This is a genomic window from Litchfieldella anticariensis FP35 = DSM 16096, from assembly GCF_000409775.1.
Lineage (GTDB): Bacteria > Pseudomonadota > Gammaproteobacteria > Pseudomonadales > Halomonadaceae > Litchfieldella > Litchfieldella anticariensis.
The window spans coordinates 1408491-1428003 of sequence record NZ_KE332377.1; the positions used below are offsets into that span (position 1 = coordinate 1408491).

Consider the following 19513-nt stretch of genomic DNA (forward strand, 5'->3'; position numbering starts at 1 on the left):
GCGCCGGGGGCAAGACGTAGCGAGGGCCATTTGCCGAGGATGGCAAAGTAGCGTCCGGAGAAGGGTCTACAGCGCCCTCGCAGGCTTACCGCTGGACAGGCCATTCAATTCGCAACCAGGGCAGCAAGGAAGCTGCCTCACCGCCCACAGCAACTCTTGAACTTGCGCTGACTCCCGCACGGGCAAGGGTCGTTGCGGCCAGGCTTCAGTCGAGTGACGCTCGGAACGCCATCGAGGTAGTACCAACGCCCGTCTTCGCGGACGAAGCGGGAATTCTCTTCCAATACTTGCCAATGGCGGGCCTCACGGAAGGTCGCGCGAAAGTGGACATTACCGCTGTCACCTTGGGTTTCGGAACCGAGAATTTCCAGCCTCATCCACTGTATAGTGCCATTCGTCTCGATGCTGTCCGGACGAGTTTTCGGATGCCAGCTAGCCAGCAGGTAGTCATGGCGATCCAGCGCGAAGGCACTGAAGCGGGAGCGCATCAGTGCCTCCGGGGTCGCCGCCAGTTCACCTTCATGGAAGGCGCCACAACAAGCCAGATAATCACGACCACTACCACAGGGACAAACGCGAATCGTATCAAGCATGGAATAAGTTACCGCTGATTCACGACTCGATCGCCGTGACTTCAATCTCCAGGTTGCCGGATGGTCGAGGCCATACCACCCTATCGCCCACGCTGGATCTCATCAGTGCCCTGGCGAGGGGGGAAGCCCAACTCAATAGCCGGGTGGTATGCTCGGGCTGTTCGTCAGCGGAAGCCAATGCTTCATCCTCGCCTACGATCCGGTAGCAATGAGTATTGCCCTTTTCATCCTCGAAGTGCACACGGGTTCCGAAAGCCACCTGCTCTGGTGCTGTCGACTGCGGCGGCACAACGATTGCCGAAGCCAAGCGGGCGTTATAATAACGGATATCACGTTCCACAAGAGCCAAATCGCTCTCTCGCTCCAGTGCCTCACTCCCCATCAATACTTCACGCCGTTGCTGCAGTACTGCCAATTGGCGCTGCATCGCCTCGTAACCACGCTGAGTCATATAATTTGGCTGATCGCTGATGGCGCGCTCCGGCGGCGCCTCAGGACGCTCATCGTCTTCTCGGGTAAAGGCTCTGCTCATCTCGGACCTCCAGGTCTGAAGGCTGGCCCCTTCGTTAACGGGGCCGGTTATTTTTTCACTATCAGCGCAGCTTGCGAGCCATTCCTTGCTCTGGATCACTGCACCGCAACATGGCCTGTGCTACATCATCTATAGATCGATTCACATGCCACCGAAAGGCGTCCCGTTTCAAGAGGTGAAGAATGCCTGAGCGGACTCCCGCATCACATACCGCCTGGTACGCCATATCAGCCAGCGAGGCACTATCGTGCCTGAAGAGCACGCCTCACGGACTGGACGATAGTGAAGCCGAGCGGCGCTTGACCGAACACGGCCCAAACCAGTTACGTCAAGAGCAAAGCCGCCCTTGGTGGCGACGGCTATTCGCACAGCTCAACAATCTTCTGATCGTCATTTTGATCCTTGCCGCCATCGCCAGTCTGGGGCTCGGCCACCTGTTGGACGCTGCAGCCATTTTCGGTGTCGTGACCATCATCGCATTGATTGGCTTCCTTCAGGAAGGCAAAGCTGAGCAGGCCATGAAAAGCATTCGTGACATGCTGTCCCCGCAGGCCAACGTCATTCGCGACGGTCGCCGCCAAGTCATTCCAGCAGAGAGGCTGGTACCGGGCGATATCGTGATAGTGGAAAGCGGAGACCGAGTTCCTGCCGATCTACGACTGGTCACGGCCCACCGCTTGCGGACCGAGGAAGCGGCCCTTACCGGCGAGTCGGCAGCAGTGGACAAGGACATTGCAGCGGTGACTGAAGAGACCGAGTTGGCCGAGCGCTCTAGCATGGCGTATGCCGGCACTATCGTGGTCCAAGGCAATGCTCAAGGTTTGGTGGTGGAAACCGGTTTCCACACTGAGATCGGCCGCATCTCTGAAATGCTGCGCGACGTTGAGAAGCTCAAGACGCCCCTGCTGCGCCAACTCGACCGCGCTGGACGGGTGCTGGCCATGTTCATCCTCGGCGCCGCGGTGTTGACAGGGATATTCGGTATCGTAGTGCATGACTACGCGCCCAGCGCCATGTTCATGGCCAGTGTTGGCCTGGCGGTTGCCGCCATTCCCGAAGGGTTGCCTGCCATCGTCACCATCGGCCTGGCTCTTGGTGTGCAGGCCATGGCCAAGCGCAATGCCATCATTCGTCGTCTGCCAGCAGTGGAAACCCTTGGCTCGATCTCGACCATTTTCACCGACAAGACCGGCACCCTGACCCGGAATGAAATGACTGTCCAGGCGATATGGCTGCCTGAAGGAGAAATCCGTGTCGAAGGCGTGGGTTTCGTCCCGGAAGGTGATTTCCACTGGGTAGGAGAAGCCGGCGCTGCCAGTACCTTGGTTAGCGCCGACCACCCCACACTGCGCCATTTCTTGAAGGTAGGAGTCCTATGCAACGATGCCGAACTGGTCGAGGAAGAAGGCCACTGGCACATCCACGGTGACCCCACCGAAGGCGCTTTGGTAGTGGCGGCTGCCAAAACCGGACTGCAAGCATCCATACTCCGTAATGATCATTCGCGCCACGATGCCATCCCCTTTGAATCCGAACGCAGGTATATGGCTACCCTTCATGAGGTTGATGGAAAACGCCGCCTGGTGGTCAAGGGCGCACCCGACCGGTTGCTGGAAATGTGCCACAAGGTACGTATCGGCGAGAAGGAGATGGAACTGGACCATGCCGAGTGGGAGAGCCGTATTCATACCCTTTCTTCCCGCGGGCTCAGGGTGCTGGCACTGGCTGAGAAAGATGGCGAGGCCATTGAGGATCTAACCGATGACCATGCCGAAGAAGGTCTGGTGCTACTGGGACTTGTGGGCTTGCTCGATCCACCTAGAGATGAAGCCATAGCGGCCGTGAAGAGCTGCCTGGCTGCCGGCATTCGCCCCGTGATGGTGACTGGCGATCATGCGATTACCGCTCAAACCATTGCCAGGCAACTAGGGTTCGTCAACTCCGACCTCGCCCTGACCGGTAAACAGATCGAAGCCATGTCCGATGCCGAGCTGGAAGACAACATCCTCAAGGTGGATGTATTCGCCCGCGCCGCTCCCGAACACAAACTGCGTCTCGTCAAGGCCATGCAGGCCAAGGGCGGCGTCTGCGCCATGACCGGCGACGGTGTCAACGATGGTCCGGCACTCAAGCGGGCTGACGTCGGTGTGGCCATGGGTATCCAAGGTACCGAAGCGGCCAAGGAGGCCGCCGAGATAGTACTAGCCGACGACAATTTCGCCACCATCGTCAGTGCCATCGAAGAAGGGCGCAAGGTCTACGACAATATCCGCAAGACCATCACCTTCCTGCTACCAACCAATGGCGGCCAAGGCCTGGCGATCCTACTCGCCGTGCTGGCTGGTACCCAGCTCCCGGTGACGCCTTTGCAAGCACTATGGGTCAATATGGTGGTGGCGATTACCCTAGGCCTTGCTTTGGCCTTCGAAAAAAGTGAAGCGGATTTGATGCGCCGCGCTCCCCGCAATCCGGCAGCCCCTTTGCTTGATCTGTTCCTACTATGGCGAGTGACCTTCGTATCGATCCTGCTGCTAGCTGGTGTGTTCGGGATATTCTCTTGGATCCTCCATGGACAAGGGGGCGGCGAGGAGCAAGCACGCGCCGGTGCAGTCAACATGCTGGTCTTGGGCAGTGCCGCCTATTTGATCAATAGCCGCTTTCTGTTCAACAGCACCTTGTCGGTGGCTGGGATCTTCGGCAGCCGGCCGGTATGGATCGCCATTGGCTTGGTGATGACGCTGCAACTGGCATGGACCTACCTACCTTTCATGCAAGTGGTGTTCGGTAGCGATTCTCTTTCCCTGGTTCAGTGGAGCATGATTCTGGCTGCCGCCACGACACTCTTTTTACTGGTAGAGCTGGAAAAGTGGGTATTGCGCAACAAGAATGCCCACCACATGAAAGCAAGCGAGAACATCGACCACGAAACGAAGGATGGAGCCACCAAGGCGTCGTGACGGTGGCCCGCCTTTATTCTCGATGATCCCACCCACCGCTGCCCTGACCAGGGGAATGACTTGATCCGGCACAGTGCATCAGCATCATTAATAATAGTAATGACAGATCGCAATTCATTTCTAAAACAAATAGATACCGCGCTCTGCTAGACTTACCAAGTTCCGACGCGATCCACACGGTTCCCCTGACCCGGTAAGCACGATTCGGCCATGACACTTCCGTCTCCGCCGACCAATCGCCGGGGACCGTCGTCCAGCACCTCATAAAAGACAACAAAGGAGACGTCGATTGGAACTGTTTCAGTATGCTCTGAATAATCTCGATTTGCTGTTGACCCGAACGATCGAGCATATCTCCTTGGTCGGGGTAGCGGTAGGAATCGCCACGCTGACCGGAGTGCCCATCGGTATTGCCATCACCAAGAGCGAACGCCTGGCACGCGGTGTGCTTTATCTGGCCTCGATCATCGTCACCATTCCCTCGATCGCTTTGTTCGGCATCATGATCCCGATTCTATCGCTCATCGGCCAGGGGATTGGCTATCTGCCGGCAGTCATCGCGGTGTTGCTGTATTCGCAACTACCGATCATTCGTAACACCTACACAGCTATCAATAATGTCGATCCTGCCCTGCGTGAAGCCGCTCGCGGTATCGGCATGAGCCCCAACCAGCGTTTGCGCATGGTCGAGATTCCGTTGGCGGTACCGGTGATCATGGCTGGGGTCCGCACCGCCGTGGTACTCAATATCGGCGTGATGGCGATTGCCGCTTACATCGGCGCCGGTGGCCTCGGCACCTTCATCAGCCGTGGGATCTCACAGTCCGACCCACGCCAGCTCATCGTCGGCGCCGTCGCGGTCAGCCTGCTGGCGATCATCGTCGATTACGCACTGCTGGCGGTACAGAAGTGGCTCACGCCCAAGGGGATGGAGAAAGCGGTCTCCACCGCTTGACCTCACCTCTCCCTGACGACTGCGATTCCGACAAGGAACGACCCATGATTCAACTCGATAGCCTGACCAAGGTCTTCGACACGCCGAAGGGTGCAGTGGTAGCCGCCGACCATATCAGCATGGAGGTGTCCGCTGGCGAGATCTGTATCCTGCTTGGCCCCTCCGGTTGTGGCAAGACCACCACACTGAAGATGATCAACCGCATCATCCGCCCAACCTCCGGCAAGGTGTACATCGACGGCGAGGACACCACCGGCATGAATACCCAGGAGCTACGCCGCAATATTGGCTATGTAATTCAGCAGATCGGCCTGTTCCCCAATATGACCATCGAGGAGAACATCACTGTCGTGCCCAAGCTGCTGGGATGGGACAGGGCACACTACAAGGAGCGTGCCCGCGAAATGATGGCGATGATTGCTCTCGAGCCGGATGCCTTTCTCAAGCGCTATCCCAGTGAGCTGTCCGGTGGCCAGCAACAGCGCATCGGCGTAGCCAGGGCACTCGCCGCCGACCCCCCGGTAATGCTGATGGATGAGCCTTTCGGCGCGATCGACCCGATCAACCGCGCCGTGATCCAGGACGAGTTCCTCAAGATGCAGCAAGAACTCAATAAAACCATCATGTTCGTCAGTCACGACATCGACGAAGCGATCAAGATGGGCGACCGGATCGCCGTGTTCCGCGAAGGCAAGCTGGTACAGTACTCCACTCCAGACGACCTGCTGGCTGCACCGAAGAACGCCTTCGTCGAATCTTTTCTGGGCGAGGACAGGGCGCTCAAGAGACTCAATCTGGTCAAGGTACGCGAGATCGTTTCCGACGATATCGGCACCGTGACACCTGGCGACACCCTCGAGAAGGCGTTGGCAAAGATCGACGACTTCGGCTATCAGAATTCGATACTGATGATCAACGACCAACGCCAGCCGGCCGGGATCATCACCCGTTCGGTGGCTCGCACCACCAAAGGCTACTGCCGCGACCATTTCCAGAATATACCGGCGACGGTCAACCTGGAGGACGACCTACGCAAGGTGGCATCGCTGATGTTTGCCCACGATACGACCTGGCTGCCTTGTGTCGATGATGAAGGGCGGGTCTGTGGCCAGATCACCCAACGGGCCATGACCCGTCATTTGGGTTCGCGCTTCCGTGCCCGCGAAGGCGATATCCGCGAGGCCAACGCCACCACCGGGGAGTGAGCCTATGCCCATTCAGACCATGAAAGGGGCCCTGCGCGCACTGCTGTTGATCGCCATCTTCTTCTCCGGGGCCTGGAGCCAGGCGAGCGGACTGATCGATGATTTCCTGTTCTATTTGCCTGACGTTCAGTTCCTGATGGGTCAGCATCTATGGTTGACTGCCGTTTCCGGCGGCCTGGCCATCGCCACTGCCATCCCACTGGGCATCGTGCTATCGCGGCCCAGCATGGCCCGCTGGGCTGAATCGCTGATGCAAGTCCTCAATGTGGGTACCACCATTCCCACCTTGGCAGTGCTGGCCCTGTCGATGAGTTTTCTCGGTATCGGTACCGTGCCGGCGGTATTCGGCTTGTTCGTCGCCACCCTGCTGCCGATTACCCGCAATACCTATGCCGGGCTCAAAGGCGTCTCGCCAGCACTGATGGAAGCCGCCGCCGGTATCGGCATGTCGCCCATCCAGCGTCTGTTCAAAGTGGAGCTTCCCAATGCTCTCTATGTGATCTTCGCCGGCATTCGCACCGCACTGACCATCAACGTGGGCACGGTGCCGCTGGCGTTCCTGATCGGCGCGGGTGGGCTAGGCGAACTGATCTTCACTGGTATCGCTCTCTACGACACCGTGATGATGCTATCCGGTGCCATTCCCACTGCCCTACTGGCGATCATCGTCGATGCGTTGATCGCCACCATCGCCTTCCTCGTCGTACCGCGTGGGGTCAATCCCTCACGTGCCTGATATGTCTATTCCATGCGCAAGGAGACAATAACCATGAAACGCTTGATGACAACCCTCATCGGCCTGGCACTAGCCAGTTCCCTGGCCAGTGTCCAAGCTCAAGAGATTTCTGTCGGTGGCAAAGACTTCACCGAGCAGCAAATCCTTACCAGCATGACTACCCAATACTTGGAGAACCTGGGCTACGAGGTAGATAGTCGCGTCGGCATGGGTTCGGCGGTACTGCGCCAGGCTCAGGAGAACGGCCAGATCGACCTCTACTGGGAATACACCGGCACCTCGCTGATCAACTACAACGACGTTACCGAGTCGCTATCACCGGAAGAAACCTATCAGCGTGTCAAGGAGCTGGATGCCGAAAAAGGACTGGTATGGCTCGAGCCCTCGGATGCTAACAATACCTATGCTCTGGCCATGCGCGAGGACGACGCCGAGGAGCGTGGCATCGAGACACTCTCCAACTTGGCTCAGGCCGTCAACGACGGTAAGCCACTGACCTTTGCCATGAATGCGGAGTTCTATGCCCGTGAGGACGGTTGGCGGCCGCTGCAGCAAGCCTACGACTTCCGTGTCGATCGTGCCCAAATCAGCCGTATGGATTCCGGCTTGGTCTACCAGGCACTACGCGACGGCCAAGTGGATGTCGGCTTGGTATTCGCGACTGATGGACGTATTCCCGCCTTCAATTTCCACGTCCTCAAGGACGATCAAAATTTCTTTCCGGCCTATGCCCTGACGCCCGTCGTACGTCAAGAAACCCTGGAGGAATTCCCGGAGCTGGAAGAGCAGATGAATGCACTCTCCAAGCTGCTCAACGACGAAACCATGGCTGAACTCAATGCCCGAGTCGACGTCGAGCGCGAAACCATCGAAGGCGTCGCTCAAAGCTTTCTCGAAGAGCATGAACTGCTGTAACACACTGCAAGCCTGCCACACTCCACCTATCCTGAAAGCCGCCCGCAGGCGGCTTTCTGCGTCGTCGAGCGTCGAACGATCCATAAGGAGATCCCGCCATGCATTATCAGGACAATCTCCGCGTTGGCGCGGCACAGATCAATACCACCCTAGCCGATGTCGATGCCAACCTAGAGCGCCATTACGAGGTCATCTCGGAAGCCCGCGACCAAGGCATGGAGCTACTGGTGTTCCCTGAGCTCTCGCTAACCGGCTATGGCTTGGGCAGTCGGGTGATGCAGGTGGCCATGCCCTTGGAAGATCCACGGCTATCCAGTCTGGCCAAAGCCTGTGGTGAGATGCAGACGGTCATCGGCTTCGTCGAAGAGGCCAGCCCCGGCGAATACTACAATGCCCTGGCGATCTTCCAGGATGGCGAAATCCTCGCCGTGCACCGCAAGCTCAACCTGCCCACCTACGGCAGCCTGGAAGAAGGCAAGTGGTTCACTCACGGCAACGAACTCACCCATACACCAATCCGTCCTGGCTGGTCGGCTACTCAACTGATCTGTGCCGACCTGTGGAACCCTGCGCTGGTACATGCGGCGCTACTGCCTCGCCCAACAGTGCTCTGTGCGCCGATCAATTCGGCTTCCGGTATCGTCAGCAAAGATTTTTCCAATGAACAGAATTGGGCTCTAAATGTGCGTTTCTATGCCATGACCTACGGCACACCCGTCATCATGGCCAACCGATTCGGCTCCGAGGGGGACAATCATTTCTGGGGTGGCTCGAGGATTCTGGGCCCAGGCGGTGAGATCCTGGCCGAGGCTGGAGACAGCGATCAAGAAATCCTGATCACGGCAGAACTGTCACGCATGGCTATCTCCAAGGCACGCTTCGAGCTGCCTACGCATCGCGATGCTGACACTCCGCTCATACGCGCGTTGATGGAGGGATATCGCTGAAGGGCAAATACCACACCGGCCCACAGACGGCCAAGGTGACGAGAGGTATGAAAAAAGGCATGAAAATCATGGCGATCTGCCTCTATACTGAGATAGGGAAACGCTGATTTAAATGACGGCGATGGAGCTTGGCCGTTGTTGGCGACCAAGCGAGCGCATTCATCGATGAATCGGCTTTTCCCCGCATCGCGTGGATGAAGGACAGTTGGTCCCAAGGATCATTTGAAAGCCGGAAGCCAATCCCAAAAGTAAGGAACCCATCCTATGAAGAAACTGACACGAATCCTCAGCCCACTGTTGATCGCCTTCCTGGTACTGGGCAGTCTGCCAGTCGCCGCCGCCGCACCTCAGTCTGCCTCGCCACTGGTATCGACGCAGGATGCCATGCAGGCCGATCAGGTGCGTAGCGACCGCGAACGCATCAACGCACTTCTGGCCCGCCAGGATGTTCAGGAACAGCTCTTGGCACAGGGGGTCGATCCAGCCGATGTCGAAGCCCGTGTCGCCGCCCTGTCCGACGAGGAAGTCAGCCAGATGGCCGATCATCTGGACGACCTGCCCGCCGGTGCCAGCGTGGTCGGTGCCTTGGTGCTCATCTTCGTGATCCTGCTGGTAACCGATATTCTCGGTCTGACCAATGTCTTCCCGTTCACGCGCTGATACTGCAATCCATGACTAATCAAGTGACAACGAGGTTGTCAGCGAACGCCCGCTATGCGGGCGTTCTGCTGTTGATACTCCTGATGAGTGCAATGGCCGGTTGTGCCACCGGCCCGCATTTGGCAGGCCCCGCGGAGATGGGGGTACCCGAACGGGTACGACTCGACGATGTCCCCTTCCACTCCCAGCGTGATTACCAGTGCGGCCCCGCCTCATTGGCCATGGTACTCAATGCCAGTGGCGTCGATGTGGACGTCGATACCCTGATTCCCCAGGTTTTCCTGCCCAACCGTGAAGGCAGCGTCCAACCGGAGATGCTGGCCACCGTGCGCCGCTATGGACGTATCGGCTTCGTGATAGATGGCAGCTTCGAATCTCTGTTCACGGAACTGGCTGCCGGCAACCCGGTAGTCGTGATGCAAAACCTGTCACTGCCAGCCTGGCCCCTGTGGCACTACGCCGTTGCCATCGGCTATGACCTTGATGAGGAGGTCATGACAGTGCACAGCGGCATGGAAGCGGCGCGCCTCGAATCGTTCAAACGTTTCGATTCCACCTGGGCGCGCAGCGGGTATTGGGCTTTCGTCGCACTGCCCCCAGGCAAACTGCCGGCCAGCATCGACTCCGAGCAGGCCATGGACGCCATCGCCGCCTTTGAACACGCCAACGATGCCCATGCCGCGCTACCCGCCTGGCAGGCTACGGTGAAGCGCTGGCCGGAGTTCGCCATGGGTTGGTTCGCTCTTGGCAACGCCCGACATGCCGATGGCAATCCCAATGGCGCCGTGGAGGCCTTCCGCGAAGCGACCAAACAACGTCCGGATCTGGCGGTAGCTTGGCTCAATCTGGGTCTGACGCTGGAGGGCCTGGATAAGCTCGACGAAGCTCGTCATGCATTACAGCAAGCCGCTGAGTTGCCTGGCCGCTGGCAAGACGACGCCCGTGGGGCCCTTGCTCGTCTGGGCCCCACCGCGCTCTAGTGCCATGCTCAATGGGTGGGCTAAGCTGCCATTCAACAGGTTATTGTTCAGAGGCACGACATGCGTATCGCAATCTATGGTACCGGTGGCGTAGGCGGCTATTTTGGTGGTCGCCTGGCCCAGGCTGGTGAAGATGTGACTTTCATCGCACGCGGCGAGCACCTGAGCGCCATCCAACGCAGTGGATTGCATGTGCACAGTATTGCCGGCGACTTCGCCATCGCGCCAGCCAAGGTCACCAACGACCTGGCGAGCGTCGGTCCAGTGGACTGCGTGATCGTCGCAGTGAAAGCCTGGCAAGTCGTGGATGCCGCTGAGGCAATGCAGCCGTTGATCGGCCACGATACCTTCGTGGTGCCTCTGGAAAACGGTGTCGAGGCTGCCGATCAACTAGCTGACATACTCGGTCGTGAACACGTAGTTGGCGGCCTGTGCGGCATCCTGGCCTGGAGGGAAGGTCCTGGGGTGATTCGCCATGCCGGCATCGATCCTTTCGTGCGTATCGGTGAGCTGGACAATCGCATCAGTGAGCGCACACAACGCCTGCAAGCGGCTTTTGTCCGCGCGACCGGTGTGGAAGCCGAAATCGCCGACGATATCCAGGTCGCGATATGGAGCAAATTTCTGTTCATCTGCGCCATGAGCGGCATTGGCAGCATTACGCGAGCTCCGATAGGCATCACACGAGTCGTGCCGGACACCCGTCGCACGATCGAACAGATACTGGAAGAGATCTATCGCGTTGGCCTAGCCAAGGGGGTTGCTCTGCCCAACAACGCGGTGGAAAGAGCCTTGAAACTCATTGATGCGTTGCCGGAGAAGAGCACCGCCTCCATGCAGCGCGATATCCTGGAAGGACGGCCTTCGGAACTCGAATCCCAGAACGGAGCCGTGGTAAGACTAGGCATTGAATACGGCGTGGCCACGCCGGTCAACGCCGTGATCCACGCCGCACTTCTGCCCCAGGAAATGCGTGCCCGGGGCGTGGAAGATTTTTAGGGGAAACACTGAATAAATGCCTGCGCGACTCAATCACTGCGTTGCGCGGTGCTGGTGCGCCAGCCCGGTCGGAATCCTCACATATAACCCCATATGCTCCGGTTGACTCGAAACCTGCGGTTTCTCGCCCCTCCGGGGCCATCCTTCGGATGTTTGTCGCTGCGCTCGGTTCTGTGCTCCGGGCGCCTTGTGCTTGACGCCGCTCGTCGATTTATTAAGCGCTTCCTTAAATTTTTTAAACAAGGCTTAATGCTTGATGTCGTGCACTTCTCAGTCGCGCTGGTAAGTGCCTACCAGCCGGTTCATGCCCAGCAGATGCGGTTCAGCTTTACTCAGGAATTCCCCTAGGCTGAGGCCGACCGGCAGATCGAGTTCGTTGTCCAGAGCCAGTACCCAAAAGTAGTACCGGTGCAGGCCATGGTCTCCCGGAGGCATAGGGCCACCGTAGCCTTGCTTGCCGAAGTCGTTGCCCCCGGTGGTGCCCTCACTCGTGCCTTCCTCCAACTGCGTGGTGGAAGCCGGCAGGTTGTACAGTACCCAATGCACGAAACCATATAGACCATTCTGGACCAACGGCGCATCGGGGTCGTGACAGATCACCGCAAAGGCGTTGGCACCCTGCGGTGCATCGTGCCAGGACAGTGGCGGTGAAACATCGTCGCCCTCACCGGTGTACTTGGTCGGGATCCTGGTCTGCGGTTCGAAGGCGGAACTTGTCAACTGCATGGTCGATAGTGCAAATGCCATCGTGATCTTCCTCCTTTTTGCGTTCGCTACGTCATTACATTCGAAGAGATGACGCCATCCTGTCAACGAGAGCAGGTAACCTGGCATGAAAACCCGATACGCGACGGCGCCACTGCCGATATGAGCACATCCGAAACCCCTTGTTATCGGCCAGCGCAGGGACGGCCAAGGTGACTGGACGGCAGACTGTGTCAGACTATGGTTCAAAGCATCGCGGTAGAAAGGGAACAGCCCGAGAAAATCAAAAAAGAACGTCTAACAAGAAGGGGTGCACCTTGGCAGGGATAACACAACACGACGGTCGTCTGGTGCTGGACCCACAGCATCTCAAGCAACTGCGCAAACACCTAGGACTAAGTCAGGAAGCTTTGGCACAACGCTGCTTCGATCAACGGCTGTGCGTTTCCATCGCCTCGATAAAGCGCGCCGAAAGTGGCAAACCGGTGCTGTACCGCACCGCCCGCCACCTGGCAACCATTTACGAGGTCGAGGTCGAGGCACTAGAGTCCCATACTTCCCCTGCTTCGACTTCGCCGTCAGCTGTCGAAGACATGGAAATGGATGACAACGAAAGCCGCAACGTCATCCGTCTTTCGGTTGTCACCAGCACACTGACCAAACACGTAGTGCGCGACATCGGTCAGCATATCGAGCAATTTGGCGGTTCCCTATGCGAATCCACCAGCGCCACTCTGCTCGAGGCTATCTTTGGAGTGCCACGTGCCTATCGCAGTGACGCCTTGCGCTGCCTGCAATGCGCTACCGCTATCTCACGCCTGCTGGCGAATGACCGCCTTCCTGACAGCAGTATTCGGCTCGCCACCCAGCAATGGCCATCCACCGAGCAAACACCGTTGACTGCTCCCGACCTTCCAACGCCATCCTTGGCATCGACACCATCGATATGGGTAGAACATGGGCTCGCCGTGCAACTCGTCGAACGTTTTGTCTTCGATGAAAAACTGCAGCAAGGCTTCATGCGCTACGTAGGCCCCTTGGAGGCTGATCATGCCTCGCGCTTCGACCTCATCGGCCGCCATCTCGAGGTCAGTCAGCTCAAAGCCGTGCTGGAAACCACTTGTACCTACCAGACAGGCCATATCCTCTATGTGCGCGGTGTGGCTGGTATCGGCAAGACACGACTGGTCTCCGAGTTCATCGATATGGCACACCAGCAGGACGCAGACCTGCATGTCGCCACGGTGCTGGACTTCGGTACCCGCACCGATGACAGCCCCCTTGCTCAATTGTTGCGTTCACTACTGAAGCTGCCGGAAGGCTCGAGCGCCGCCGAACGCCAGCTTCGGGAAAGACTCCACTGGCTGCGTCTCCCAAACGACCATGCCATGGTCTTTCGCCCCTTACTCGGTCTGCCCCAGCCCCCGGAACATGAACGTGTCTATGCCGCGATGACCTATGACACTCGCGTGGAGCGGCAACGTGCGGCCTTGCGCGAACTGATTCTCCGGGAAGCGATCGAGCGGCCGCAAGTACTAGTGATCGAAGATCTGCATTGGGCCGATGACACTCTATTCCAGACCCTGGCTACACTGCTGCAGGACGTTCGTGACGCACCGGTAATCTGGATGCTGACCTCACGTATCGAACAGGACCCGTTGGAGACGAAACTACGGCCACTTCTCACCGATCAGCCATTGACGCTCATTGACCTGGCCCCTCTGCGTCAGCCCGAAGCCCAGACCCTGGCCACTCAATTTGGCGAATTCGACACAAGTTACGTCTCCCAGTGCGTGACTCGTTCTCAGGGCAATCCCCTGTTTCTCACTCAATTGCTGCTCTTCCATCAGAGCGGCTCACTGCCAGCCAGCCTGAAGAACCTGGTACAGACAAAACTCGACCAACTCGCCACACCAGATCGCCAGGCGATGCGCGCAGCAGCCACCATTGGCCAACGCTTCACGCTCGAGGCACTGCGTGCACTCCTGCCCTTCCACGACTACCGCCCTGAACTCCCCCGGCGCCACTACTTGGTCCGCCCCCTGGACGACGAAACCTACTTGTTCGTACATGACCTGATCATGCAGGGGATCTACGAATCCATCCCACGAACGCAGCGCGATCGAATGCACCTGCGACTGGCGCAGTATTACGCCGAGCGAGACGCGACCTTGCGTGCTCAGCACCTGCACAAGGCACGCGCCCTGGCAGCTCCCGGAGCCTTTGTGGAAGCCATCGAGATTCAGTTGAGCCAACACCGCCACGCCTCGGCCCTGGCTTTGCTGCAACAATGTCAGGAAATCGATTATGCGCCACGCGACGATTATCACCTTGAGATGTTGCATGCACAGATTTGCGTTGCCATGGGGCTCACCCAGGAAGCCCGCACTCATTACGATGCCGCCAGACACATGGCCGCCAACGACCAGGCGTTGATAGACGCCTGTATCGGTCTGGCCCGAACTCTCAACTTGCTCGATGAGTTAGATGAAGAAGAGCGCCTGCTCGACCGGATATTGCCTGAGGCTAGAAAGCTGCAAGCTCACGCAGCTCTTGCTGAAATCTACTATCTCAAGGGCAACATCTACTTTCCGCGCGGCGACTTCTCCCGCTGCCGGGAATATCAGGAGCGGGCGCTGGAGGAAGCGCGTGCCAGCGAAGGCAAGACGACAGAGATACAGGCCCTGAGTGGCTTGGGAGACTCCCACTATGCTGAAGGCCATATGCTCAGTGCCCACCGGGTCTTCGAGCGCTGCGTGGCACTCTGCCGGCAACATGGTCATGCCGACCTGGAGGCCTCCAACTTGTTCATGCTGGGAACGGTGCGCATCTATACCAACGATACTCAGGCAGCCCTGGAAGATACCCTAGTAGCTACCGAGCTGGGTGAGCGAGTCGGGAACCGTCGAGCCGAAATCGTGGCTCGCCTGACAGCTGGTTGGATCCTGCTGTCACAAGCACGCCCCGAGGCAGCATCACAGCATGTCGAGACCGGCCTGGAGCTGGCACGAGGCATGGGAGCCAATCGCTTCGAGGCATTCCTGCTGGAAAGCCAGGCACGTCTCAAATTGGTCGAGGGGCAGTTCGACGTCGCGCGCAATCTCATCCGCACCGCCTGGCAGATAGTCGAACGCCACCACCTGCACCACTTCATTGGCCCTTGGGTTCTGGGTACTCTGGCCCTGCTCGAGGAGCGCGAGAGTGAGCGGCAAGTCGCCCTCGAAAAGGGGTGGACACTACTCGATCGCGGTTGTGTGGGGCATAACGCCTATCGCTTTCTGATCACTGCCGCGGAGACCTGTCTAGTCCATGGTCAAGGGCCGGAAGCACGGCGATTCGCACAACGTCTGCGTGATTTTGTGGCCTCGGAGCCTTGTGCCTGGGCTCAGCATCATATCGAACTGATAGAACGCCATGCCGCTTGGCTGGTCTCCTCTTCGGGGGAGGATCACCGTCATCTATTGCAACAATGGCGAAAAGGTGTCGATCAAGGACTGACACTGGTCATGCCTCGGTTGGCCATGGAGCATTATGGAAGAATGGCATGAATGCCCGCATGGACATTCATGCCATCATCAAATACGCCCCTTCCAGGCATGCAGAGTGTCACTCAGTGCCCAGCAACCAGCGGCTAAGGCGTTCCGATTGCTCCAAGCACTGTTCCTGAAGGCCAGCACCACACGTCCAGCCACCGGCAAACAGTAACGGCCAGGGCGCCTCTCCCTCCCGATACGAGTGCGCGACATCGGCATTGTAGCGATCGATGTCGCGCTGGGCCTGGATACAACCAGCATCAAGCACATTGTGCTTGAAATAGGTCCATGCCTTGCGATGCAGGGCATCATCGAGTTCCGGCAATTCGCTCTTGTAGCCCGAGTTGTGAATGCCTTCCTGCATCTGCGTGCGAGTCGACTCAGGCAAGCGGTCGAGCATCTCCCGAGAAAGCCGGTCGGCGTCCAATACCTTGTCGAGCATGTCCTGCTTGGGGATGCTGTTGAGATCGTTCACCAATGAGACAAAATACTGGGGCAGCCCAGCACTGTCATAGGCAGGATTGTCCGGATCGTTCTGGTGCAGGTTGGCTACGTAGTCGATTCGGTAAGGGAAGAAGGTATCGCCGGGGTCGCGAATCTCGATGTTGTAGGTTCGCCAGATATTCTTGTTGAGTGGCAACCGGCTGGAAGCGGTATGGCAGACAGAGTAGCTGCGCGTATAACGCACCGAACCCAGAATGCTATCCAAGCGCTGTCTTATCGGTGCAAGGGTATCGCTCAATGTTACGATCCGACGCGCATCGTCGGCATGGGTGGCCATAATCACCAGATCGAAAGACGCCGACCAGCCATAGTCATCATGCAGCGTCGCCTTGCCGGGCTCGATACGCACATGCACATCGGCATTACGACGAATCGTCACCGACGGTTTCGAGCTGTCGGCCTCGACCAGATGCGCCGCCAGGGCTTCGAGCCAGCGTTGAGAGCCATACTCGAAGTAGCGTCGCCGAGGCTCACCACCCCCCTCTTGGATGCGGTAATACTGGAACGGGGCTTCCAGTGGCATGTCGCCAGGTCCTTGGTCGTCAGTGAAATACATGGCCGCGATGCGTGGGTAGTAGATCAGCGTTCTCACCGATTGCACCCGATCCGATAGTGCAGGGTCACCCCAGTCGATGGCGATTCCCAGCTCGCGAGCTGCCGCTTCCAGCATTTCACGTGGCTTGGCCACGCAGTCATCGAAATAAGCCGCCACCGTATAACTTGGCGAAATGCTATCAAGCAGATCCAGAGCGGCACGATGCACGACCTGGATCAACGGTGCCAATCGGCCGTGATCGACATGATCCAGACTGAAGGCTGGGTCGGATACCCCTTGTCGGAGATAGGTGTCATCGGTCAACGAGATACGGCCATCGCGCGTGAAGTAGCTCTCGGTATCCTGCAGAGGCTTCATATGCTCCAGATAGCCGATCTCGCGCATGACCGCCTCGAGTCTTTTGTAGGTAGTCAGGTTGACGTCGTTGACGCCCAGGTCCGCCCAGCGAAGATAGGGGACATCGACTCCCTGCTCCATGCGCCGCATGCCCAGGTCGACTACCACCGTCTCGGCATTTCCACCCAGTGACGCCTTGCGCTCGAAAAGCGTGATCTCCAGTTTCTGCGCAGCATTCTCGCCATGCTTCTTCAGACCCTCCTTCTGAAGGTAATAGGCCATCGACAGTCCTGATACCCCTGCACCTATGATTGCCACCCTGATAGGTATGTGACTCATGATCTTTCTCCCTGATATGGGTTCTCATGCCATATGGGCAGCGTTTGTCATTGGCCATGACCTGGCAAGCACAAAGCGAAAGATGATACCGAACTGATCCCTCCACTTAGGGAGGCCCAGTCTATGCAGGCAGGAAAGAAGCACTTGCTGTGACGTCCGAACTCTTTTCTGGATACCGTTCTGATCCCCTTCCTCCCTGACCCACGATGATCCGTTTCTGATGCGGAAACATGACGTTACTAATGCTGAAGTATGAATACCGATCGGATCGCCGACGGTGAGTATTCCCAGCTCCAGTCAGGAGCGATGTCATCAGGAGGTATTCGTCATGTCCACGCAATACAAGATCGATATTTCGATGAACAGCGACACCATCGACAAGCTCAAGAATGGTGGTTTCGCCCTCTACGGATTCAAGGCTGTGAAAACCGCCAGCCAGGGTGGGGCTCCCCTGGTATGGTTCCAATCCACCTCATTTCTCAGCCAGACAGAGATTACCTGGGAAGAACAGTACCAGGCCTACATCTCGACCGACGAGATCATTGCCAATGGCAAGATCCAGGCCAGTGCGAGCGCTGATATCGACCTGGAGCAGACAATGAACGTCAGTCAGAACGGCACCGTCGATGTCTATCAGGAAGGCACGCCGCACGCTATTTCGATCCTCAATCGAGGCAAAGCTCCCTGGACCTGCGGTATCTCACAGCAGACCGGCGGCAGCACCAAACCAATGTGTGCATTCCCGCTGTACGGCAACAATCTCGACGTGATCGCGCCAATCGAGAGGGTGCTGCTGATGTTCGCCAGCAACACCATCAATACCGGTACGGTCATCTACAAGGCTTACAGCTCCGGCGTACTCGTGGACCTGACCTCGTCGCAATCGCGCTCGGTGAAGTTCGATATCAATGAGGGCTGGGACTGGGGCGGTCAATCCTGGGCCAAGTCGGTACAAGCGCAAGAATCCTTGGTCCCGCTACTCATTTCATCGTAATCACATAGGAGGGTTCGTCATGCCAGAAGTCAGAATTGCTCCTGGAGCCGTACATGTCTTCCCCACAGGGCAACTGGATGAAAACCTGGAACTCGAGAACCGCCATAATGTCGCCGGTCCCGTCATGTACCAGATTGCCGTCCGTCCAGTGGTGACGATCAACATGACGCCTGACGAGGAATATCAGGTACAAGGGGTCAACGGCCAGCAATTGACCGTCACCAATAATCTACCCAATAGCCTCTATTGCCGTTGGGGCTAAAAGAGACAACGTCCATAGTAGTCGATTCGAAATGACAGGCGCCCGATCTGGGCGCCTGACTCAGCGGCGGAAACTGTCATGAGCACATCCTACCTGGAAATCATTCTCTCCGATGACACCCTAACCAAGCTCAAGTCGAGCGGTTACTCGCTCTATCTGTTTCTTCCCGTCATGAGTTCCAACAAGAGTGGCGTGCCTCTCGTATGGGAATGCCGACAGGATTATCTCGGCAATACGAAAGTCCCGATTCCCAGTCAGAACATTGGCTACATTTCCACCGATATCATCGACAAGAACCAGACTATCTCCATTGGCAGCCAGATTTCCGTTGCTTGTGGCCAGACCCTCTTGGTCAGTCCTGCGGGAACGCTATCCGCGCAAGCGAATGAACTGCCCGGAATCTATTTCACTAGTGCTTCGGCTTCACCACGTTATAGCTGTGGCCTGGCCAAGCAAGGCTCAAAAGGAGCCGTACCTTATTGTGCGTTCGATCTCTATGCGGCATTGACGGTCGCTTGTATTCCCATCAACGCTACCTTTGCATTCTTTGCCACCTCGATTTACGACGCTGGCACCTATCTCGAAACATCATTAGGTCAGGGTATCTATCTTGAAATGCCCCCCGGAGGCACTACCGCCGCCACCTTCGACCTGGATGATGGCTGGCACGCCATGACAGCTGAGCAGTCCTCGACTATCGTGCCGCAAGGGACCAAGCTGGTAGACATCCTGATCCAGCGCCCTCAGCACAACAAGCCCCTCCAACTAGCTTCGTCACACTCTCCCAGACCCAAGTAGCAGGGAG

General features: G+C 57.7%; 17 protein-coding genes. 13 read left to right on the top strand and 4 right to left on the bottom strand.

Translation table 11 applies throughout. From position 1 onward, the window contains the following. Nucleotides 1-137 precede the first annotated feature (137 nt). Nucleotides 138-593 carry a YchJ family protein gene (locus tag L861_RS06520; RefSeq protein ID WP_016415784.1) on the bottom strand — a complete coding sequence of 152 codons (456 nt, stop codon included), beginning with the start codon at nt 591-593 and terminating at the stop codon, nt 138-140. A 19-nt stretch (nt 594-612) separates the two neighbouring features. Beyond that, nucleotides 613-1125: a GreA/GreB family elongation factor gene (locus tag L861_RS06525; protein WP_016415785.1), complete on the bottom strand. Its 513-nt coding sequence runs from the start codon at nt 1123-1125 to the stop codon at nt 613-615. Between the two features lie 182 nt (nt 1126-1307). Between L861_RS06525 and L861_RS06530 the strand changes: the two genes are divergently transcribed. The 9 genes from L861_RS06530 to L861_RS06570 all read left to right on the top strand — a co-directional run bounded on the left by L861_RS06530 (nt 1308) and on the right by L861_RS06570 (nt 11479). Further along, nucleotides 1308-4082 carry a cation-translocating P-type ATPase gene (locus tag L861_RS06530; RefSeq protein ID WP_016415786.1) on the top strand — a complete coding sequence of 925 codons (2775 nt, stop codon included), beginning with the start codon at nt 1308-1310 and terminating at the stop codon, nt 4080-4082. Between the two features lie 289 nt (nt 4083-4371). Continuing rightward, the gene (locus L861_RS06535; RefSeq protein WP_016415787.1) at nt 4372-5037 is read left to right on the top strand and encodes an ABC transporter permease; all 666 of its coding nucleotides are present in this window, start codon (nt 4372-4374) and stop codon (nt 5035-5037) included. A gap of 44 nt (nt 5038-5081) precedes the next feature. Further along, nucleotides 5082-6242, top strand: coding sequence for an ABC transporter ATP-binding protein (locus L861_RS06540; RefSeq protein ID WP_016415788.1), 1161 nt, complete (start codon nt 5082-5084; stop codon nt 6240-6242). Between the two features lie 4 nt (nt 6243-6246). Continuing rightward, a complete protein-coding gene (locus L861_RS06545) occupies nt 6247-6978 on the top strand; it encodes an ABC transporter permease (protein WP_016415789.1) in 732 nt (243 codons plus the stop codon). Between the two features lie 33 nt (nt 6979-7011). Then, nucleotides 7012-7893 (top strand): glycine betaine ABC transporter substrate-binding protein, encoded by an 882-nt coding sequence (locus L861_RS06550; protein ID WP_016415790.1) that lies wholly within the window; start codon nt 7012-7014, stop codon nt 7891-7893. A 98-nt stretch (nt 7894-7991) separates the two neighbouring features. Next, nucleotides 7992-8840, top strand: coding sequence for a nitrilase-related carbon-nitrogen hydrolase (locus L861_RS06555; RefSeq protein ID WP_016415791.1), 849 nt, complete (start codon nt 7992-7994; stop codon nt 8838-8840). Nucleotides 8841-9104: 264 nt separating this feature from the next. Further along, entirely contained in the window at nt 9105-9500 is a 396-nt protein-coding gene (locus tag L861_RS06560; RefSeq protein WP_016415792.1) for a PA2779 family protein, read from the top strand. Nucleotides 9501-9583: 83 nt separating this feature from the next. Further along, nucleotides 9584-10480, top strand: a complete 897-nt coding sequence (locus L861_RS06565; protein WP_236617047.1) for a PA2778 family cysteine peptidase — start codon at nt 9584-9586, stop codon at nt 10478-10480. Nucleotides 10481-10540: 60 nt separating this feature from the next. Next, a complete protein-coding gene (locus tag L861_RS06570) occupies nt 10541-11479 on the top strand; it encodes a 2-dehydropantoate 2-reductase (protein ID WP_016415794.1) in 939 nt (312 codons plus the stop codon). A 270-nt stretch (nt 11480-11749) separates the two neighbouring features. Here L861_RS06570 and L861_RS06575 read toward each other — a convergent pair whose 3' ends face one another. Continuing rightward, complete coding sequence (locus L861_RS06575; RefSeq protein ID WP_016415795.1) at nt 11750-12226, bottom strand: YbhB/YbcL family Raf kinase inhibitor-like protein; 477 nt, start codon at nt 12224-12226, stop codon at nt 11750-11752. A 275-nt stretch (nt 12227-12501) separates the two neighbouring features. On the opposite strand from L861_RS06575, the gene L861_RS06580 reads away from it, so the two are divergent. Continuing rightward, on the top strand, nt 12502-15732 hold the full coding sequence (locus L861_RS06580; RefSeq protein WP_016415796.1) for an ATP-binding protein: 3231 nt from the start codon (nt 12502-12504) through the stop codon (nt 15730-15732). 58 nt (nt 15733-15790) lie between these two features. On the opposite strand, the gene L861_RS06585 is transcribed toward L861_RS06580, so the two are convergent. Further along, a complete protein-coding gene (locus L861_RS06585) occupies nt 15791-17452 on the bottom strand; it encodes an NAD(P)-binding protein (RefSeq protein WP_081645777.1) in 1662 nt (553 codons plus the stop codon). Nucleotides 17453-17780: 328 nt separating this feature from the next. On the opposite strand from L861_RS06585, the gene L861_RS06590 reads away from it, so the two are divergent. The 3 genes from L861_RS06590 (at nt 17781) to L861_RS06600 (ending at nt 19506) form a co-directional block, all read left to right on the top strand. Beyond that, nucleotides 17781-18446, top strand: a complete 666-nt coding sequence (locus L861_RS06590) for a hypothetical protein (RefSeq protein ID WP_016415798.1) — start codon at nt 17781-17783, stop codon at nt 18444-18446. A 19-nt stretch (nt 18447-18465) separates the two neighbouring features. After that, on the top strand, nt 18466-18708 hold the full coding sequence (locus L861_RS06595) for a hypothetical protein (RefSeq protein ID WP_016415799.1): 243 nt from the start codon (nt 18466-18468) through the stop codon (nt 18706-18708). A 78-nt stretch (nt 18709-18786) separates the two neighbouring features. Next, nucleotides 18787-19506: a hypothetical protein gene (locus tag L861_RS06600; protein WP_016415800.1), complete on the top strand. Its 720-nt coding sequence runs from the start codon at nt 18787-18789 to the stop codon at nt 19504-19506. Nucleotides 19507-19513: the final 7 nt, after the last annotated feature.

Coding starts and splice junctions, on each gene's coding strand:
- L861_RS06570 (WP_016415794.1), top strand. CDS start 10,541: ATGCGTATCGCAATCTATGGTACCGGTGGCGTAGGCGGCTATTTTGGT.
- L861_RS06575 (WP_016415795.1), bottom strand. CDS start 12,226: ATGGCATTTGCACTATCGACCATGCAGTTGACAAGTTCCGCCTTCGAA.
- L861_RS06590 (WP_016415798.1), top strand. CDS start 17,781: ATGTCCACGCAATACAAGATCGATATTTCGATGAACAGCGACACCATC.
- L861_RS06585 (WP_081645777.1), bottom strand. CDS start 17,452: ATGAGTCACATACCTATCAGGGTGGCAATCATAGGTGCAGGGGTATCA.
- L861_RS06545 (WP_016415789.1), top strand. CDS start 6,247: ATGCCCATTCAGACCATGAAAGGGGCCCTGCGCGCACTGCTGTTGATC.
- L861_RS06540 (WP_016415788.1), top strand. CDS start 5,082: ATGATTCAACTCGATAGCCTGACCAAGGTCTTCGACACGCCGAAGGGT.
- L861_RS06550 (WP_016415790.1), top strand. CDS start 7,012: ATGAAACGCTTGATGACAACCCTCATCGGCCTGGCACTAGCCAGTTCC.
- L861_RS06600 (WP_016415800.1), top strand. CDS start 18,787: ATGAGCACATCCTACCTGGAAATCATTCTCTCCGATGACACCCTAACC.
- L861_RS06530 (WP_016415786.1), top strand. CDS start 1,308: ATGCCTGAGCGGACTCCCGCATCACATACCGCCTGGTACGCCATATCA.
- L861_RS06525 (WP_016415785.1), bottom strand. CDS start 1,125: ATGAGCAGAGCCTTTACCCGAGAAGACGATGAGCGTCCTGAGGCGCCG.
- L861_RS06565 (WP_236617047.1), top strand. CDS start 9,584: ATGAGTGCAATGGCCGGTTGTGCCACCGGCCCGCATTTGGCAGGCCCC.
- L861_RS06595 (WP_016415799.1), top strand. CDS start 18,466: ATGCCAGAAGTCAGAATTGCTCCTGGAGCCGTACATGTCTTCCCCACA.
- L861_RS06560 (WP_016415792.1), top strand. CDS start 9,105: ATGAAGAAACTGACACGAATCCTCAGCCCACTGTTGATCGCCTTCCTG.
- L861_RS06520 (WP_016415784.1), bottom strand. CDS start 593: ATGCTTGATACGATTCGCGTTTGTCCCTGTGGTAGTGGTCGTGATTAT.
- L861_RS06555 (WP_016415791.1), top strand. CDS start 7,992: ATGCATTATCAGGACAATCTCCGCGTTGGCGCGGCACAGATCAATACC.